Genomic DNA, 17380 nt, shown 5'->3' on the forward strand with positions numbered 1-17380 from the left:
CAAGTGAAAATGTTTATAAATATAATCTAATTTTAAAAAATGACTTTATTTGAAGGGTGAATGAGTTTATGTCCATTTCATTTGATTACAGCAATGCATGATCTTTTATGAATAAAAGTGAAATGAATCATCTTAGTGAATTGACCAAAGTAGCTCATGAGATGATATATGAAAAGAAAGGGCAAGGGTCTGATTATCTTGGTTGGGTTGATTTGCCGCTTAACTATGATAAAGAAGAATTTGCACGAGTGAAAGATGCAGCTAGTAGAATTAGAAGTCATTCGGATGCTCTTATTGTGATCGGGATTGGTGGTTCATACTTAGGAGCAAGATCAGCAATTGAAGCATTATCACATAGCTTTCATAACCAAATCGAAGGTTATACTGAAGTATATTATGCGGGTCAGAATATTAGTTCGACTTACTTAACTCATCTATTTGAATGATTAGAGGGAAAAGATATCTCTGTTAATGTGATCTCAAAATCAGGGACAACAACAGAGCCTGCAGTAGCTTTTCGTATTTTTCATGATTATATGGAGAGAAAATATGGAAAAGAAGAAGCAAGAAAACGTATTTTTGCGACTACAGATCAGGAGAAAGGTGTGCTAAAAGAGCTAGCTGACAGAGAATGAGTTTACATATGGTGAAATGGTTTACTTCTTTGAGAAGGCATGTGCTATTAGTGGATACTTACTTGGAGTAAATCCATTTGATCAGCCAGGGGTAGAAGCTTATAAGAAAAATATGTTCGCTTTGCTTGGTAAACCAGGATTTAAAGCGGAAAAGGCTGCATTAACACAGCGCCTAATAAAATAAATTGGAACTAAACATGTCCTAACTGTGATCAGTTGGGGCATTTTGTCGTGAAAAAGGTGGTTCGTTTCTAGTTGGATAGAAAAAAATCTTTTTCATCCTAGATTAAGAGCATAGGTTCATGAAAGTTTTCTTTGTCAAAAGGGGAATATTATAAAGAGGAAATTAGCGATAACGGGAGATGAAGAGATGAATGAAAAGAAATTAGTTGGAGAAAAAGCAGCTGAGTTTGTGAAAGATGGCATGATTGTAGGACTTGGAACTGGATCGACAGTTTACTATACGATTTTAAAGCTTGGAGAGCGAGTGAAAAAAGGACTTTCGATTAAAGGAGTTCCGACTTCTATTCAAACGGAAAAATTGGCAAGAGAATGCGGAATTCCTTTGACGAACTTCCGGGAAATAGAGCAAATTGATTTGGACATCGATGGGGCAGATGAAGTTAGTTCTGAACTGGATTTAATAAAAGGCGGGGGAGGAGCACTTTTAAGAGAGAAAATCATTGCGAAAGCAGCGAAACAATGTATCATCGTGGCTGATTCAAGCAAAATGGTTAAGCAATTAGGAGAATTTCGTCTTCCAGTGGAGGTAACTCCGTTTGGATGTGAAATGACAGAAAAACATATTCGTACTCTAGGTTTTCTGACAGAGCTGCGCTTATCTACAGACGAGCCATTTGTAACAGATAACGGAAACTATATTTTTGACTGTAGCTATACTAAAGGCTATGATCCTAAAAAAATCGAACAAGAGCTGAACATGATACCAGGTGTTGTCGAGAACGGATTGTTTGTAGGTATGGCTGATCTGGTTATTACGGTTGATCATGATAAAAAAATTATGTTGAAAGAGTGAAAAAAGCAGATCCAGGAAATGGATCTGCTTTTACAGAAATATAGTTTATGGATTAGTTGACCACATTCCAGCTGTTTTAATAAACACACGGCGATTAAGTTTCAATTGTGCGACCATTAGTTCAGCAAGATCTTCTGGCTGCATTACTTTTTCAGGGTTACCGTCAGTAAGATTTGTTTCAATAGCCAAGTCAGTTGCAACCGTACTTGGTGTAAGAGCACTTACACGAATGTTATGCTTTCTTACTTCTAGCATAAGAGATTCTGTTAAGCCGAGCACGGCAAATTTAGATGCACTGTAAGCACTTGTAACAGGAGCGCCTTTTTGACCAGCTGTCGAAGAGATGTTAATGATATCACCAGTTTTTCTCTCGATCATTTCTGGTAAAACAGCTCTTGTCGTATTATAAACACCCATTACGTTTACATGAACAATGTTTTGCCATTCTTCAGGAGTAAGGTCTAAGAATCCACCGAATTTCGCGATTCCAGCATTGTTGATTAAAATATCAATCGCACCTAGCTCTGATTTAATTTGCTCAACTGCATGCGTTACTGATTCTAAATCTGATACGTCTGCTGAAGCAATCGCAACTTTCACATCAAATTCTTTTAATTCAGCTGCTACTTTTTCAAGGTTTGCTAGCGTTTTTCCAACTAAACCTACATTGATTCCTTCTTTTGCAAAAGCAATTGCAGTAGCGCGGCCAATTCCTCTACCTGCTCCTGTGATCAAAGCTGTTTTTCCGTTTAATGAACCCATCGTAACACTCCTTCAAAAAGAAATAATAAGAACAGTTCTATTATAAGTAAATTACATGAAAAACACCAAACAGAAAGACCGAAAGTTCCTATAAAGTCATTTTCGGTCTCTCTGTTCTTTATTCATTTACTCTAAGTTGGCATGCTTGCCGTACATCTTATTTGTGTCTAATCCTTTTTTCTCCATAAAGCGTAAGATCACAGCATCGTAGAACAATAACATTGTTTGTTCAAAAAGTGATCCCATTGGTTGAATGGTTTTGTAATCACTTTCCGATTGATCCTTTGGAGCTCCAGGTAATTTCACAGTGATATTAGCTAATTTTCCAATCGTTGATTCAGGGAAAATCGTCACAGCAGCAACTGTTCCACCTATGCTTTTTGCTTTTTCAGCAATGGAAATTAAGGTTTTTGTTTCACCTGAACCTGATCCGATAATTAACAAATCGTCTTTTTCAAAATTAGCGGTTACCGTTTCACCGATTACATAGGCATCAATTCCCATGTGCATCATTCTCATCACAAAGGACTTACCCATAAATCCAGATCTACCTGCACCAGCTACGAAGATTTTCTTTGATTCAAGAATCTTGTTAACGAGCTGTTCTGCTTCTTCATCAGAAATTAAATCAACTGTACGATTTAATTCTTCAACGACTTCAGCTAAATATTGAGTAGTCTGCATAATACAAATTAACCTTGTTTGATTAATGTTTGCATTTGTGCTGCAGCAGCTTTTTTGTCTTCTTTAGAAGTGATACCGCCACCTACGATTACAAGGTCAGGTTGAGCTTTGATTACTTCTGGAAGAGTTTCTAATTTAATACCACCAGCGATAGCTGTTTTTGCATTTTTAACAACGCTTTTGATTGTTTCAAGGTCAGCAAAAGAGTTTTGTCCTTGAGCTTGAAGATCATAACCAGTGTGTACGCAGATGTAATCTACGCCAAACTCGTCAAGTTCTTTAGCGCGTGCAGCGATGTCTTTAACAGCGATCATATCAACAAGGATTTGCTTACCTTGTTTCTTCGCTTCTTCAACAGCACCTTTGATTGATGCATCTTCAGCAGCACCTAGAATTGTGATGATGTCAGCTCCAGCAGCAGAAGCTTGGCTTACTTCATAACCAGCAGCATCCATAATCTTAAGGTCAGCAAGTACTGTTAAGTTAGGGTATGCGTCTTTAACAGCTTTAACAGCTTTAAGACCTTCGTTAATAACAACTGGAGTACCGATTTCTACAACATCGATGTGCTCTTCTACTTCTTTAATCAATTCGATTGCTCCTGGGATGTCAACTAAATCTAATGCTAATTGTAATTTCATGTGTTCTCCACTCCTAATTAAAATAATGTGTTTGATACACAGTAGTAATATGTCCGATATTGTCCTAACTATTTCGGATAATATGTTTCCAATTACCTGTGTAGTTATGATTATAATGATTATCGTATACTTTTGTAAGTACGCACTTTATTTTTACATAGTGTAAAAAAGTATACTGTGTGTTACAATAATTGAGGAGGTGAATAATATGTCACGTATTCAGGATAAAATGTTTAACTGCGAAAAGGAATTAACACTATCAGTTATTGGTGGCAAGTGGAAGATGCTCATTCTTTGGCATTTAGGGAGAGAAGGAACAAAACGTTTCGGTGAATTGAAGGCTCTTATGCCTGGGATTACTCAAAGAATGCTTGTCAACCAATTACGGGAATTAGAGGATGATTTGATTGTTCATCGCGAAGTCTATCCCGTTGTACCACCAAAAGTTGAATATTCTCTTACTGAACAGGGAAGAAGTCTAATGCCTATTCTTGACTCCATGTATAATTGGGGAAAGAATTATATGGAAACGGTATTAAATAACAATGAAGAAAGAAATGAATCCATTAAGTAGAAATAACTGCTTTATCGTATTTTTCCCTGAGTTAAACAAATAGATGCTAATTAAAAATAGTATATAATATAATCAACTAATAAGAGACCTAATTCTTTAGTATTTATAAAAGCACAAATTGGGTCTTTTTTCTTTTGTAATATATTTTTTGGCTAGATAGAATAGGTCTTGTTAATGTAAGAGGTTTAACCGATACTATGGATGAGATAGCCTCGGTTTTAGTTATTTAAAGCCTAAAGATCATGCTAAGATTTGTAGAAGGAGCAGAAGAAATGGTGGGGAAATATAACATTCATAATGAAGTTCAATTTGCAAAAATTGCCCAAGATATATTAGAAATGGCTAATCAATTAATTGGGAATTATTCCTATTTCATCAGCTATATGGACAAATGTGATTTCAGGGTGTTGAAGGTGCTGACAAATGGAGAGATATTGTTAAAAGAAGGTCTCATTCTCCCAATAGAAGAATCATACTGTCATTACATCTATGAAGAGAAAAAGCCGTTAGTTTTATCAGACAGTATGAAAAATGATCGAACGAAATATTTAAAAATAACAACAGACGCTAACATCGGTTCTTATGCTGGCGTTCCGATCATTTTAAAGAATGGAACAATATTTGGGTCACTGTGTACATTAGATGCCCATCCGATTACACATAATACAAACACAGTCGAGATACTGGAACGGTTAGCTTCGTTTTTATCTTATGCCATTGAACTTGAACTTTCGACGATGAAAGATCCGATGACCGGTATTTATAACCGTCTGTTTTGGAAGCGATTACTTCTTCAACTTAAAAACGAAGAAGGTATTCACACGTTTATGTTGTTAGATGTTGATTCCTTTAAAGTGATTAATGATACATTGGGTCATGAAAAAGGAGACGAAGTCATTGTCAAAATAGGTAACTTATTGCAGAATTCAATACCTGAAAATGCATTTGCTTTTCGTTTTGGGGGAGATGAATTTGGAGTATTATTTCCTGACCTTTCATTAGAGCAAGCTAGGCCTTATGCAATTGATATTAAAAATAAAGGTGAACAGATTCAAATATCTGAAAAAGAAATTAGTTTCTCAATCGGAATTGTCGATACGAGCTGTATCGGACTTGAGGATATTATGAATCAAGCAGACAAATTACTTTATCAGTCAAAAAAGAATGGAAAGAACTGTATTAGTCAAATTTCATAATACATTTATCAATTCAAGCTAAATGCATGACTCTAAATCCCAAGAGAGGATTTATATAATGTCGGTTTGCCGTTACAAAAGCGAATATTCACTATTTGCTGTGAGCCGAGATGATGCTGCGAATGCAATATGGGCAGTCGATCAGTATACTAAAGCATACAAAACTCGAATTGAATGGGAATAGTAGCTGGTATGTAGGATACAATAAAGGTAAAAACTGTCTTTTTAATAGGGGCAGTTTTTATTTGTTTTTCATTTAAGGCAGAATATTTTTCCTTCGTATTGAACTGCTATATAGTAATACAGAATAAAACAGTTATAGAGAGAGATTTCATACAGAGTCTCTGTAGAAAGAAGGAATACAATTTGAAACTAAGTATATTAGACCAATCGCCAATTTCTGTTGGTAAAACAGCAGGAGAAGCACTAGAAGCGTCAATGAAGCTTGCTCAAACTGGAGAAAAATTAGGATATGAACGTTACTGGATTGCTGAACATCATGATTTTCCAGCGCTTGCCTGTCCTGCTCCTGAAGTGATGTTAGGCTATATAGGAGCGAATACAACAAAGATTCGCATAGGCTCTGGTGCCGTTTTACTTCCACACTATAAACCATATAAAGTGGCTGAGACATATAATCTACTTGCAACATTATTTCCAAACCGCATTGATCTGGGCATTGGTAGAGCACCAGGAGGATCCGCTGAAGCAACGATAGCTCTTTCCAATAATTACTTAGAACAAGTACGAAACATGCCAGAATCAACGAAGGAACTCTTGCAATTTTTACGCAATGACTTTCCATCTGATCATATGTTTTCTAAAATTTCCGCTTCTCCGTTACCCGTCACTTTACCTCAACCATGGATTTTAGGAACAGGTGAGAAAAGTGCTATTCTTGCAGCAGAGAATGGCACGGCTTATGCATTTGGTCATTTTATGAGTGATAAAGATGGAGAAAATATTGTGAAAAGCTATGTTGAACATTTTCAACCTACAGGCATCCTGCAAGGTCCGAAAACAATTGTTGCTGTTTCGGCTATTTGTGCAGAAACGACGGAAAGAGCAGAGGAGCTTGCCTTAAGTGGCCATTTGTGGAAGATCCAATCTGGAAAAGGGGAAGAGACTAACGGCATACCGTCTATTGAAGAAGCGAAACAGTATTCTTATAACCACGATGAAAAAGAAATGATTAAGAAAATGAGCAGTAAAATGATTATCGGGAGTCCTAAAGAGGTAAAACACCAGCTTCTTGATATACAAGCGCACTATCATGCTGATGAAATCATGATTGTGACGATCACACACAGTTATGAAGATCGTGCGTGCTCGTATGAACTAATTGCAGAAGCTTTTTCTTTATAAAAAATAAATAAATGGGTAAAAGATCGCTTTATTTGAGGTAAAATAAAGCGGTTTTTTTTAGATTCTCTTTAGTATACTTTTCTACACTATATTATTTAAATATCACTATATAATTTAAAAGTGCGTACTTTTATTAATTGAAGGTAGGTCTTATACTTACATCTCGTAGTAATCATTTTCAAAGTAACTCGATCATTTATCGAGAAGAATAAATTGGTACATGGAGGAAAGAAAATGGATTCAATGACCTTTGTTTTATTTGGAGCAACAGGGGATTTAGCAAAAAGAAAAATTTTCCCTGCCCTATATAATTTATTTTTAGATGGAAACATGCCTACATCATTTTCAGTTATCGGTCTTGGCCGAAGAGAAATGTCACATGATGAATTCCAAGCACGTGTGGAAGATTCACTAGTGACTTTTTCAAGAAGGCAAACAGACGATCAATCAAAAATGGAGGGATTTCTAAAAGCTTTTCGTTACAATGCATTAGATGTCAATAATCCTGACGATTACAAGAAGTTACTTCAAACGATTCAACAAAGAGAAGAAGAATTAACTATTCCAGAAAACCGCATGTTTTATTTATCGGTTGCGCCAGAATTCTTTGATAAGATTGCTTATCAAATTAAAGAGAGTGGCATCGCGACGACAAAAGGATGGAAGCGTCTAATTATCGAGAAGCCTTTTGGTCATGATTTAAAATCAGCGCAACAATTAAATCGAAATTTAAGTGTAGCGTTTGAAGAGAACGAAATTTATCGAATTGATCATTACTTAGGAAAGCCAATGGTTCAAAATCTTGAAGCGTTAGAATTTGCTAATCCAGTGTTACAAGCATTATGGAATAATCAATACATTGCCAACGTCCAAATCACAGCTAGTGAAACGGTTGGGGTAGAAGAGCGAGCTGGTTATTATGACCAATCAGGTGCGATTCGTGATATGTTCCAAAATCATATGCTGCAAATGCTTATGATGACAGCGATGCACCTACCTAAAAAAATTAGCCCAGACGACATCCGTAAGCAAAAGAAAATGGTCATGGAATCACTTCGACCATTACAGAAACAAGAGGTAGCAAAAGATATCGTTCGTGCTCAATATGATCAAGGAGAAGTGAGCGGTGAAGCAGTTGTTGGTTATCAAGAAGAACCAGGAGTTAAAGCTGGTTCAATGAATGACACATTTATTGCGGCTCGTCTGTGGATTGATAATGATTTTTGGAATGGGGTACCATTTTATATTCGTACAGGAAAAAGAATGACAGAGAAATCGACACGCATTGTCATTGAATTTAAAAATCCAATAAAGGATTTGTATTCGTCAAACAATGATGAAACGGCACCGAATTTATTAATGATTGAGATCAATCCAAATGCAGGGGTTACCTTACAATTAAACAGTAGAAATTTATTAAATAATGGGAAACTTGAGCCGATCAACGTTGACTTTTCTGCTAGTCAGGATGATATGCCAGAAGCATATGAACTATTGATTATGGATGCGATCAGTGGCGACGCAACGTTTTTTGCCCATTGGGATGAAGTTGAAATGGCCTGGAAGCTGGTACAGCCTATTTTAGAGGCATTTGAGGGAAATATTGTACCTCTTCACCGTTATCCATCGGGTTCAATGGGCCCAGAGGCATCGGATCAATTACTAAAAGAAAATGGATTTAATTGGTGGTAATCAAAACAGTTAAATGGAGTTATTTTTCCGTGTGTTTAATGGATAACAAAAAGGCTTTAATTAAAAACTAGAAAGATTATAAGAAAGTTTGTTTTATGTACGTATTTGAAGGAGGACAACAAGATGAAAGTTGGATTAATTGGTTTAGGAAAAATGGGTTTAAATTTAGGACAAAATTTAATCGATAACAAGCATGAAGTGGTAGCTTTTGATGTGAACCCTAATGCAGTGGAAGAAATGAAAGGATACGGTGCAGTTGGTGTCTCAAGTTTAGGACAGCTCGTACAATCATTAGAAAAACCACGCGTTCTTTGGATTATGGTTCCACATGCCGTTGTGGATTCAGTTATTCATGACGTCGTGCCATTTTTAGAAAAGGGAGATATCGTGATCGAAGCAGGTAACTCTCACTACAAGGAATCAATTCGACGTTACAACGAGTTGAAAGAAGCAGGAGTTCATTTTATGGATGCGGGTACTTCTGGTGGTATGGAAGGTGCACGTAACGGGGCATGTTATATGGTTGGTGGAGATCCTGAAGCTTGGAGTGTTGTTGAACCAATCTTTAAAGATACTTCTGTCGAAAACGGTTATTTGTACGCAGGAGAAATTGGCAGTGGTCACTTCTTGAAAATGGTCCATAACGGTATTGAATACGCGATGATGGCAGCAATTGGTGAAGGCTTTGAAGTATTAGAAAAAAGTGAATTTAATTATGATTTTGAGAAAGTGGCGAGAGTATGGAATAACGGCTCTGTCATTCGTTCATGGTTAATGGAACTAACAGAGAACGCGTTCTCAAAAGATGCTAAGCTTGATGAAATTAAAGGAATTATGCACTCGTCTGGTGAAGGAAAATGGACAGTCGAAACAGCATTGGATTTACAAACAGCTACACCTGTTATTGCGATGTCGTTATTAATGCGTTATCGTTCATTACAAAATGATACATTTACAGGAAAAGTTGTAGCAGCCCTACGTAATGAATTTGGTGGACATGCTGTAGAGAAAAAAGATTAAGGATGAATGAATAGAATCAATTTAGTGGAAGAGGGTAAGCTACTATTGTATGAGTGCGCCCTCTTTTTACTTGCCTTCCATTATTAGACGGACGAAAGTAAAAATGAATAGTTGGAAGCGTTAACATCATAATGTTAAAAAAAGAAGTACATAAATTGATTGCAAATTAAGACAAAATAAATGAATTTACCTTAGAATAGATGGTATACTTTTTAAAGAAGGCTTGTAAGACGAGTGTATGTGTGTACTTTATTCAAGCTGGATAAGGTAAGCTCAAATAAAAGTTTACCGAAGATTTAATTTACTTAAGAAGGAGCTAAAGAAATTGAGTAAACAACAAATTGGTGTAGTCGGTTTAGCGGTTATGGGAAAAAACCTTGCTTTGAATATTGAAAGTAGAGGTTACTCTGTAGCTGTATACAATCGTTCAACCGAAAAAACAGAAGAATTTTTAAAGAATGAAGCAGCAGGCAAAAATTTTGTGGGAGCTTCTAGCGTTGAAGAATTTGTTTCTTCATTAGAATCACCGCGTAAAATTTTATTGATGGTAAAAGCTGGTGCTGCTACTGATGCTACGATTGATTCATTGAAGCCTTACCTTGAAAAAGGTGATATCTTAATCGATGGTGGTAATACATTCTTCGAAGATACAATTAGACGTAATAAAGAATTAGATTCATCAGGTATCCATTTCATCGGTACTGGTGTTTCTGGTGGAGAAGAAGGAGCTTTAAAAGGACCTTCTATTATGCCTGGTGGTCAGAAAGAAGCGTATGAGCTTGTAAAGCCAATCTTTGAAGCAATCTCAGCAAAAGTTGATGGTGACCCTTGTAGTACATATATTGGTCCTAACGGTGCTGGACATTACGTAAAAATGGTTCATAACGGCATCGAATATGGAGATATGCAATTAATTTCAGAAGCATACTTCATTTTGAAAAATGTACTTGGCTTAAGTGCCCAAGAGCTTCATGAAGTGTTTGCTGAATGGAACAAAGGCGAGCTAGATAGTTATTTAATCGAGATCACTGCTGATATCTTCACAAAGGTAGACGAAGAAACAGGTAAACCGCTTGTTGATGTGATCTTAGATACAGCTGGTCAAAAAGGTACAGGTAAATGGACAAGTAAGAGTGCATTAGACTTAGGTGTTCCACTTCCGATTATCACAGAATCTGTATTTGCACGTTTCATCTCAGCAATGAAGGAAGAACGTGTGAAGGCAAGCAAGCTGTTAAAAGGTCCTGAAGTGAAGGCATTCGAAGAAAATAAAGAAGAGTTAATTGAAGCTGTACGTAAAGCACTTTATATGAGTAAAATTTGCTCATACGCACAAGGCTTTGCTCAAATGCGTTCTGCTTCTGAAGAATATGATTGGAACCTTCGTTATGGTGACATCGCGATGATTTTCCGTGGTGGTTGTATCATCCGTGCGCAATTCCTACAAAAAATTAAGGAAGCATATGATCGTGAGCCTAACTTAGCGAACCTTTTATTAGATGAGTACTTCAAAGAAATCGTTGAGAGCTACCAATCAGCATTACGTGAAGTTCTTGCTGTGGCGATTCAACAAGGTATTCCAGTACCTTCATTCTCAAGTGCACTATCTTACTACGATAGCTACCGCACTGAGACATTACCAGCTAATTTATTACAAGCTCAACGCGATTATTTTGGTGCTCACACGTACCAACGTATTGATAAAGAAGGCGTCTTCCATACAGAATGGATGCAAAAATAAGTAAGAGAAAATCCTCAAGCATGCTTGAGGATTTTTGTATAGACGTAGGAAAAAGCTGACTCATGCTAGAGTCAGCTTTTTCGATTTGAATTATTGTGGCATGCCTTCAAATAAAAGAACACGTGCAGGTGATGCATCTGTACCCACTAATTTTAATGGTGCTGCGACCATGAAGTAGCTGCCTGGTGCTACTTCTTTTAAGCGTAAGCCTTCGATCACAATGATGTCAGCTCCAAACAATGCTTTGTGAGTAGGGTGGCCAGGTTGACTTCGCTCTACACCAAGCGCGTCAATGCCAACTCCTCTTACTTTACGTTCAGCTAAGAATTTCGCTCCATCTTCTTTTAAAAAGATGAATTCAAAGTTAAATTCGTCTTCTAGTGAATTGCTCGTTTTAAAGAGAACAAAATCATTTTCTTGAATATCGAGATTTTCTAAATCAGCTTTTGTAATACCATCTTCTACTTGAGTTAAGTCGAATACTTTCGCACTACCGACTAATTTATCAAGCGAGAGCGTTTCAAACGTTTCGCCATCATTAATCATATGGAGGGGTGCATCAATATGCGTACCCGTATGAGCATCCATCTCAAGTTTCGATTCTGTTACGTGTGCATTTGTTGTTTTAATAAACTTAGGTTGCTTTTCTGGCTTATTTTTATAAACAGGCATTCCTTCAAATACTGGTGCTGTAATATCATATACTTTCATGTTTGTTTCTCCTCTCTATTTCTTACTCAATTGTTGTGCCGATTGGCCACCAATGGAAACCGTCTTTATCTAATAAACCATCTGATTCTTTAGGACCCATTGACCCTGACTCATAATTAGGGAAGTTTTGAGCTTTTTCCTTTTCCCACACTTGTGCAATCGTATCAACAAATTTCCAAGAAAGGGCTACTTCATCCCAATGAGTGAAGTTTGTTGAGTCTCCTAGCATACAATCGTAAATAAGACGCTCATATGCCTCAGGTGTATTTAATTTATCACCGCAGTTACTGCAGTAGTTTAATTTAATCGGTGTAGAAGTGGCAAGACCATCACCTTTTTTCGCATTTAAATGCAATGTAATTCCTTCGTCAGGTTGAATATGAATCACAAGTAAGTTTGGATGTACGTTTTCACCTTTGTTAAAATACAAGTTCATTGGCAGGTCTTTAAATTGAACAATGATTTCAGTCGACTTGACCTTCATACGCTTACCAGTTCGGATATAAAAAGGTACTCCTGCCCATCTGAAGTTATCGATCATAAGCTTTCCTGAAACAAACGTTTCCGTATTTGACTCTGGATCTACTGACTTTTCTTCACGATAACCAAGTAATTCCTGATCATTTATTACACTCTTGCCGTACTGTCCGCGAACAAAATAATCATTAACCTCTTGTTCGGAAAGGCTTCTTAATGCCCGAAGAACTTTTACTTTTTCACTACGGATTTCTGCCGCATCAAGACTGATTGGTGGCTCCATCGCGAGAAGAGCAACCATTTGCATCATATGATTTTGAATCATATCGCGAATAGCACCTGAAGATTCATAATAGCGACCGCGATCTTCAACACCTAATGTTTCACTAGAAGTAATTTGGATATTGGAAATATAATGATTATTCCAAAGAGGCTCAAATATGGCATTAGCAAAACGAATAACTTCAATATTTTGAACCATTTCTTTTCCTAAATAGTGATCAATACGATAAATTTGGTCTTCTGTAAAAGCTGCACGAATTTGTTCGTTTAATTCCTTAGCTGATTCATAATCATGACCAAATGGTTTTTCAATGACTAGACGACTCCAGCCATTTGTTGAAGTTAATCCTTGATTCTTTAAGTTATCTGCTATTGGACCAAAGAACTGAGGAGCCATAGCTAAATAGAAGAGACGGTTTCCTTCTGTATCATATTGCTCATCTAGGTTACCAAGCAAATCTTTTAGTTCTAAAAAGGATTCGACATTTTCAACGTCAAGTGGATGATAATAGAAGTGCGAGGCGAATGTATCGACCTTATGATCTACTTCTTCTGAATTGTTGACAGAACGCTTCACATTTTCACGGAATTCTTCGCTAGTGAAAGGTGTTCTCCCAACTCCGACTATCGCAAAATCTTCAGAAATTTTACCGTTTAAATATAGTCGATAAATAGAAGGGAACAGTTTACGCTTTGCTAAATCACCTGTTGCGCCAAAAATGACGATAACAGCTTTTGGTGTGCTTGTTGTCATAATTTCAAGAACCTCACTTTATTCTGTATGTACTGATTCTTAGTATGCAGGGTTTCCACCTGAATCATGTAAAAGAAAAAATTAAATCGTTATAAGCTTTATTTTGGATACTAATACAAAAGCAAAAGAATGATAACGAGGTAATTTTATACAGGTTATAATAGCATATGTAGAGATGATAAGAAACTATTTAGCTGTATTTAACGTTTTGGATCACTAATTGTCTAAAATTGCGTTTCATGTCGATAAGCAAATTTTTTGAAATTCTTTTACTTATTATATTATAGTTAAATTGTAATTTGAGAAATTGATTCCTTGAGGAGGATGTTGTAAATGGCAAAGATCGCTTTTCTTTTAGCGGATGGTTTTGAAGATTCTGAGATGGTGAGCCCTTATGATGCAATGAAAGAAGCTGGTCATGAATCAATCATTATTGGACTAGAAAAAGGGTTAGAATGTAAAGGGAAAAAAGAAACGGCTTCCTATACAACAGAATTAGCTGCAAAAGATGCATTTGCTAGTGATTTTGATGCTATTATCATCCCTGGTGGTGGAGCTCCAGAAGAATTAAGAGTAAATGATGATATTATTCGTTTTGTAAAAGAAGTAAATGATCAAAATAAACTGATTGCTGGTATTTGCCACGGTCCGCAAATTATGATTAGTGCTGATATTCTAAAAGGCAAAGCTGTGACTTGTTATATTGGCATTCGTGATGACGTAAAATTAGCTGGGGCTGACTATCAAGATGAAGAAGTCATTGTTAGTGAAAACTTGGTGACATCTCGTACTCCAAAAGACGAGCCGGCATTCATTCGTGAAATCTTAGCAAAGCTGTAATACTTAGAGGAGGAATAAGGATGATTGTCATTCATGCTTATCTGAAAGTGAATACAGAAAAACGAGAACAATTTCTCGATCATGCACAAAATGTCATAGAGCATTCTAAAGCAGAGGAAGGAAATAATCACTATCATCTGTATGAAGACACAAAAAACCTAAATACCTTTGTTTTCGTTGAAGAATGGAAGGATCAAGCAGCTCTTGATTTCCATGAGGAAACATCTCATTTCAAACAGTTCGTTGGTCCATTAGAAGATTACTTGATTGAGCCTATTTTTGTCGAACGCTATGAAGTATCAAAAAAAGAATAAATACTTTTTTGTTTTTTTGAGATAATATTTGCGTAGTATGTGAATAAAAAAGTAAAATATTATTTTTAGTGAAGAAAGTTGAAATTGAGAGGAAGTACATCTATGTCGTCATTGTTAGATTCATTTGAATTAAAAGGATTACAATTAAAAAATCGGATCGTTATGCCACCGATGTGTCAGTATTCTGTCAAAGCCAAAGATGGTAAGCCACATGATTGGCATTTTTCCCATTATACAAGCCGTGCAATTGGTGGTGCTGGACTAATTATTATGGAAATGACTGATGTTGAACCTGACGGAAGAATTACAGATTATGATTTAGGGCTCTGGTCAGATGATCATATTCCTGCTTTCGAGCGCATCATTAAGTCATGCCAGAGCTATGGCGCAAAAGTTGGGATTCAAATTGCACATGCAGGCCGCAAAGCAGAGGATGCCCCGCAACCTGTATCTAGCTCCCCAATTGTGTTTTCAGATCAATATAAAACACCAAGAGAGCTAACAACAGAAGAAGTAGAAGAAATGGTGACGAAATTCGAACAAGCATTCAAACGTGCTGTGCAAGCAGGTGTTGATACGATTGAAATACACGGGGCCCATGGTTATTTGATTCATCAATTCCAATCTCCTTTTACGAACAAACGTACAGATAAATACGGTGAAGATAAGAGCTTGTTTGGGAAAGAAATTATTCAAGCAGCGCGTCGCGTGATGCCAGAATCGATGCCACTCATTATGAGGATATCTGCTACAGAGTACGCCGAGGACGGATACGGTATCGATTATGCAATCGAGCTAGTTAAGGAATACAAAAACGCAGGAGTAGATATGTTTCATATCTCTTCAGGCGGTGAAAGTAATTCAGGACCAGCATCAGCAGGGCCAGGTTATCAAGTTGATCTTGCTCAGGCAATCAAGAGTGCTGTAGATGTTCCTGTTATTGCTGTTGGAAGAATGGAAGATGCTACGCTAAGTGACCAAGTGATTCGAGAAGGGAAGGCAGACCTTGTGGCAGTTGGTAGAGGGATGCTTAGAAATCCATATTGGGCAAACGAAGCATCACTGACTTTAGGTGGAGGTACGTTAATTCCAGTTCCTCTAAGAGCTGGTTTTAGTATTTAGATTTTTTAACAAGGAGGCGCCATAATGCCCTTTATTACAGTGAAAGTTTTAGAAGGTAAAACAACTGAACAAAAAAGAGAATTAGTGAAAAAAATGACAGATGTTGTGACGGAAACCTTTGAAGTTGAAAAAGATAAGGTATTCATTTTTTTCGAAGATCTAGAAAAAGATAATTATGGAAAACATGGTGAATTGTTCTCTGATATAAATAAGTAATGGTAGGGCACGGTAGAGTTATAAACTATCGTGCCTTTTCCGTTTTAGATAACAAAAAGATATTAAACATCTAACCAAAGTTAGGCGAAAGAAGGTAAGACGAATGCAGCTAAGTGTGCTAGACCAATCGGTTATTAGCAAAGGGAAAAATGCGGGGCAAGCTTTCGGGCATACCGTTCAATTAGCTCGTATAACCGAAGAATTAGGCTTCAAACGTTTTTGGGTAGCTGAGCATCATAATACGAATGGTATGGCAGGCACTTCCCCTGAAATACTGATTTCTCATATTGCTTCTAATACAAGAAAAATTCGAGTTGGCTCAGGAGGTGTTTTACTCCCACAATATAGTCCTTATAAAATTGCCGAGAACTTCAAAGTATTAGAATCCTTGTTTCCAAATCGAATCGATTTAGGAATTGGACGCGCTCCTGGTGGCTCACCATCGACTCGTTTAGCTTTAACTGATGGAATGAAAAAAAGTTTAAATGAATTCCCTAGACAAGTGAAAAACCTTCAATTATATCTACAAAATCATCCGCACCCTGAGCAAGGTGTTACGGCTTATCCACTCATAGATACAGTGGTAGATTTGTGGATGATGGGTGTCACGCAACGGGGTGCAAGGCTTGCGGCTGAATGCGGGACGGCTTTTACATACGGGCATTTTATTTCACCCGACAATGGTATCGAGGCAGCAAAGCACTATTTAACACATTTTCAGCCATCTGATCAATTACCTGTGCCACAAATGAATGTTTGTGTATTTGTTGTGTGTGCTCCGACACAAGAACGAGCAGAAGAAATAGCATTAACGCAGGATTTATGGTTACTTGAGGTGGAAAGAGGAACAGATACACGAATTCCTTCCTATGCGGAAGCGAACAATAGAGTCTTAACAGCAGAAGAAAAATCGATTGTAAAAAAGAACCGCAAACGCATGATCATTGGTACTCCTGAAAAGGTAAGAGATGATCTCCTTACATTAAGCGAAATGTATCAAACGGATGAACTGATGATTATTACAAATATTTACGATTTCCAAGATAAAATCGAGTCCTATTCTTTAATAGCTCAAGTATTTCAATAAAATATATGTTGAAAAAATAGCTATAAAAATTCATGATTTAGTATTGATATTTAGGAGAATAAAGAATAGAATAAAATCGCTTGAGGCATTGCAATGGCAGTGTCTCTTTTTCATGAGCAAAGTGATAAGCAGGAAGCGAAATAATAGTATACTTTTCAACACTATGTATTTAAAAAGTACGTACTTGTTAAAAGATAATTTTTGTCTAATAATATCAATAGTATTTATGTC

Annotated in this window: 18 protein-coding genes and 1 pseudogene; 14 read left to right on the forward strand and 5 right to left on the reverse strand. The window is 36.8% G+C overall.

The window, feature by feature from the left end; all coding sequences use genetic code 11:
- Window positions 1-107 precede the first annotated feature (107 nt).
- From IQ10_RS06965 to rpiA, 3 genes and pseudogenes are all read left to right on the forward strand, one after another.
- Window positions 108-632, forward strand: a pseudogene (locus tag IQ10_RS06965) (phosphoglucose isomerase-related protein); the annotation flags it as partial.
- 19 nt (window positions 633-651) lie between these two features.
- Complete coding sequence (locus IQ10_RS18890; protein ID WP_437177672.1) at window positions 652-819, forward strand: hypothetical protein; 168 nt, start codon at window positions 652-654, stop codon at window positions 817-819.
- Between the two features lie 186 nt (window positions 820-1005).
- The gene (gene rpiA, locus IQ10_RS06970; RefSeq protein WP_144449745.1) at window positions 1006-1671 is read left to right on the forward strand and encodes a ribose-5-phosphate isomerase RpiA; all 666 of its coding nucleotides are present in this window, start codon (window positions 1006-1008) and stop codon (window positions 1669-1671) included.
- Window positions 1672-1716: 45 nt separating this feature from the next.
- On the opposite strand, the gene IQ10_RS06975 is transcribed toward rpiA, so the two are convergent.
- From IQ10_RS06975 to hxlA, 3 genes are all read right to left on the reverse strand, one after another.
- Window positions 1717-2433: a 3-ketoacyl-ACP reductase gene (locus IQ10_RS06975; protein ID WP_144449746.1), complete on the reverse strand. Its 717-nt coding sequence runs from the start codon at window positions 2431-2433 to the stop codon at window positions 1717-1719.
- 126 nt (window positions 2434-2559) lie between these two features.
- Window positions 2560-3117, reverse strand: coding sequence for a 6-phospho-3-hexuloisomerase (gene hxlB, locus IQ10_RS06980; protein ID WP_144449747.1), 558 nt, complete (start codon window positions 3115-3117; stop codon window positions 2560-2562).
- A gap of 8 nt (window positions 3118-3125) precedes the next feature.
- Complete coding sequence (gene hxlA / locus IQ10_RS06985) at window positions 3126-3758, reverse strand: 3-hexulose-6-phosphate synthase (RefSeq protein WP_144449748.1); 633 nt, start codon at window positions 3756-3758, stop codon at window positions 3126-3128.
- 208 nt (window positions 3759-3966) lie between these two features.
- Here hxlA and hxlR point away from each other — a divergent pair, with 208 nt between their 5' ends.
- The 6 genes from hxlR (at window position 3967) to gnd (IQ10_RS07015) (ending at window position 11346) form a co-directional block, all read left to right on the forward strand.
- Window positions 3967-4332 carry a transcriptional activator HxlR gene (hxlR, locus tag IQ10_RS06990; RefSeq protein ID WP_144449749.1) on the forward strand — a complete coding sequence of 122 codons (366 nt, stop codon included), beginning with the start codon at window positions 3967-3969 and terminating at the stop codon, window positions 4330-4332.
- A 272-nt stretch (window positions 4333-4604) separates the two neighbouring features.
- A complete protein-coding gene (locus IQ10_RS06995) occupies window positions 4605-5528 on the forward strand; it encodes a sensor domain-containing diguanylate cyclase (protein ID WP_158640008.1) in 924 nt (307 codons plus the stop codon).
- 366 nt (window positions 5529-5894) lie between these two features.
- Complete coding sequence (locus IQ10_RS07000) at window positions 5895-6893, forward strand: LLM class flavin-dependent oxidoreductase (protein WP_144449751.1); 999 nt, start codon at window positions 5895-5897, stop codon at window positions 6891-6893.
- 234 nt (window positions 6894-7127) lie between these two features.
- A complete protein-coding gene (gene zwf / locus IQ10_RS07005; protein WP_144449752.1) occupies window positions 7128-8585 on the forward strand; it encodes a glucose-6-phosphate dehydrogenase in 1458 nt (485 codons plus the stop codon).
- Between the two features lie 123 nt (window positions 8586-8708).
- Window positions 8709-9605 carry a phosphogluconate dehydrogenase (NAD(+)-dependent, decarboxylating) gene (gene gnd / locus IQ10_RS07010; protein WP_144449753.1) on the forward strand — a complete coding sequence of 299 codons (897 nt, stop codon included), beginning with the start codon at window positions 8709-8711 and terminating at the stop codon, window positions 9603-9605.
- Window positions 9606-9930: 325 nt separating this feature from the next.
- Window positions 9931-11346, forward strand: coding sequence for an NADP-dependent phosphogluconate dehydrogenase (gene gnd / locus IQ10_RS07015; RefSeq protein ID WP_144449754.1), 1416 nt, complete (start codon window positions 9931-9933; stop codon window positions 11344-11346).
- Between the two features lie 90 nt (window positions 11347-11436).
- Here the strand turns inward: gnd (IQ10_RS07015) and IQ10_RS07020 are convergent, their stop codons facing one another.
- Together IQ10_RS07020 and zwf (IQ10_RS07025) are read right to left on the reverse strand one after the other, a co-directional pair.
- Entirely contained in the window at window positions 11437-12057 is a 621-nt protein-coding gene (locus IQ10_RS07020) for a cyclase family protein (protein ID WP_144449755.1), read from the reverse strand.
- Between the two features lie 22 nt (window positions 12058-12079).
- A complete protein-coding gene (gene zwf, locus IQ10_RS07025; RefSeq protein WP_199757393.1) occupies window positions 12080-13570 on the reverse strand; it encodes a glucose-6-phosphate dehydrogenase in 1491 nt (496 codons plus the stop codon).
- A 333-nt stretch (window positions 13571-13903) separates the two neighbouring features.
- On the opposite strand from zwf (IQ10_RS07025), the gene IQ10_RS07030 reads away from it, so the two are divergent.
- The 5 genes from IQ10_RS07030 (at window position 13904) to IQ10_RS07050 (ending at window position 17149) form a co-directional block, all read left to right on the forward strand.
- A complete protein-coding gene (locus IQ10_RS07030) occupies window positions 13904-14410 on the forward strand; it encodes a type 1 glutamine amidotransferase domain-containing protein (protein WP_144449757.1) in 507 nt (168 codons plus the stop codon).
- A 20-nt stretch (window positions 14411-14430) separates the two neighbouring features.
- Window positions 14431-14724 carry a putative quinol monooxygenase gene (locus IQ10_RS07035; protein ID WP_144449758.1) on the forward strand — a complete coding sequence of 98 codons (294 nt, stop codon included), beginning with the start codon at window positions 14431-14433 and terminating at the stop codon, window positions 14722-14724.
- A 102-nt stretch (window positions 14725-14826) separates the two neighbouring features.
- On the forward strand, window positions 14827-15846 hold the full coding sequence (locus IQ10_RS07040) for an NADH:flavin oxidoreductase/NADH oxidase (protein WP_144449759.1): 1020 nt from the start codon (window positions 14827-14829) through the stop codon (window positions 15844-15846).
- Window positions 15847-15870: 24 nt separating this feature from the next.
- The gene (gene thmT / locus IQ10_RS07045) at window positions 15871-16062 is read left to right on the forward strand and encodes a 2-hydroxymuconate tautomerase (protein WP_144449760.1); all 192 of its coding nucleotides are present in this window, start codon (window positions 15871-15873) and stop codon (window positions 16060-16062) included.
- Window positions 16063-16165: 103 nt separating this feature from the next.
- Entirely contained in the window at window positions 16166-17149 is a 984-nt protein-coding gene (locus IQ10_RS07050; RefSeq protein WP_144449761.1) for an LLM class flavin-dependent oxidoreductase, read from the forward strand.
- Window positions 17150-17380: the final 231 nt, after the last annotated feature.

The organism is Halalkalibacter nanhaiisediminis (genome assembly GCF_007830185.1).
Lineage (GTDB): Bacteria > Bacillota > Bacilli > Bacillales > Bacillaceae_D > Halalkalibacter > Halalkalibacter nanhaiisediminis.

Excerpts from the sequence above, each read along its gene's own strand:
- IQ10_RS18890 (WP_437177672.1), top strand. The coding sequence starts at position 652 with ATGGTTTACTTCTTTGAGAAGGCATGTGCTATTAGTGGATACTTACTT.
- rpiA (WP_144449745.1), top strand. The coding sequence starts at position 1,006 with ATGAATGAAAAGAAATTAGTTGGAGAAAAAGCAGCTGAGTTTGTGAAA.
- IQ10_RS06975 (WP_144449746.1), bottom strand. The coding sequence starts at position 2,433 with ATGGGTTCATTAAACGGAAAAACAGCTTTGATCACAGGAGCAGGTAGA.
- hxlB (WP_144449747.1), bottom strand. The coding sequence starts at position 3,117 with ATGCAGACTACTCAATATTTAGCTGAAGTCGTTGAAGAATTAAATCGT.
- hxlA (WP_144449748.1), bottom strand. The coding sequence starts at position 3,758 with ATGAAATTACAATTAGCATTAGATTTAGTTGACATCCCAGGAGCAATC.
- hxlR (WP_144449749.1), top strand. The coding sequence starts at position 3,967 with ATGTCACGTATTCAGGATAAAATGTTTAACTGCGAAAAGGAATTAACA.
- IQ10_RS06995 (WP_158640008.1), top strand. The coding sequence starts at position 4,605 with ATGGTGGGGAAATATAACATTCATAATGAAGTTCAATTTGCAAAAATT.
- zwf (WP_144449752.1), top strand. The coding sequence starts at position 7,128 with ATGGATTCAATGACCTTTGTTTTATTTGGAGCAACAGGGGATTTAGCA.
- gnd (WP_144449753.1), top strand. The coding sequence starts at position 8,709 with ATGAAAGTTGGATTAATTGGTTTAGGAAAAATGGGTTTAAATTTAGGA.
- IQ10_RS07020 (WP_144449755.1), bottom strand. The coding sequence starts at position 12,057 with ATGAAAGTATATGATATTACAGCACCAGTATTTGAAGGAATGCCTGTT.
- zwf (WP_199757393.1), bottom strand. The coding sequence starts at position 13,570 with ATGACAACAAGCACACCAAAAGCTGTTATCGTCATTTTTGGCGCAACA.
- IQ10_RS07030 (WP_144449757.1), top strand. The coding sequence starts at position 13,904 with ATGGCAAAGATCGCTTTTCTTTTAGCGGATGGTTTTGAAGATTCTGAG.
- IQ10_RS07035 (WP_144449758.1), top strand. The coding sequence starts at position 14,431 with ATGATTGTCATTCATGCTTATCTGAAAGTGAATACAGAAAAACGAGAA.
- IQ10_RS07040 (WP_144449759.1), top strand. The coding sequence starts at position 14,827 with ATGTCGTCATTGTTAGATTCATTTGAATTAAAAGGATTACAATTAAAA.
- thmT (WP_144449760.1), top strand. The coding sequence starts at position 15,871 with ATGCCCTTTATTACAGTGAAAGTTTTAGAAGGTAAAACAACTGAACAA.
- IQ10_RS07050 (WP_144449761.1), top strand. The coding sequence starts at position 16,166 with ATGCAGCTAAGTGTGCTAGACCAATCGGTTATTAGCAAAGGGAAAAAT.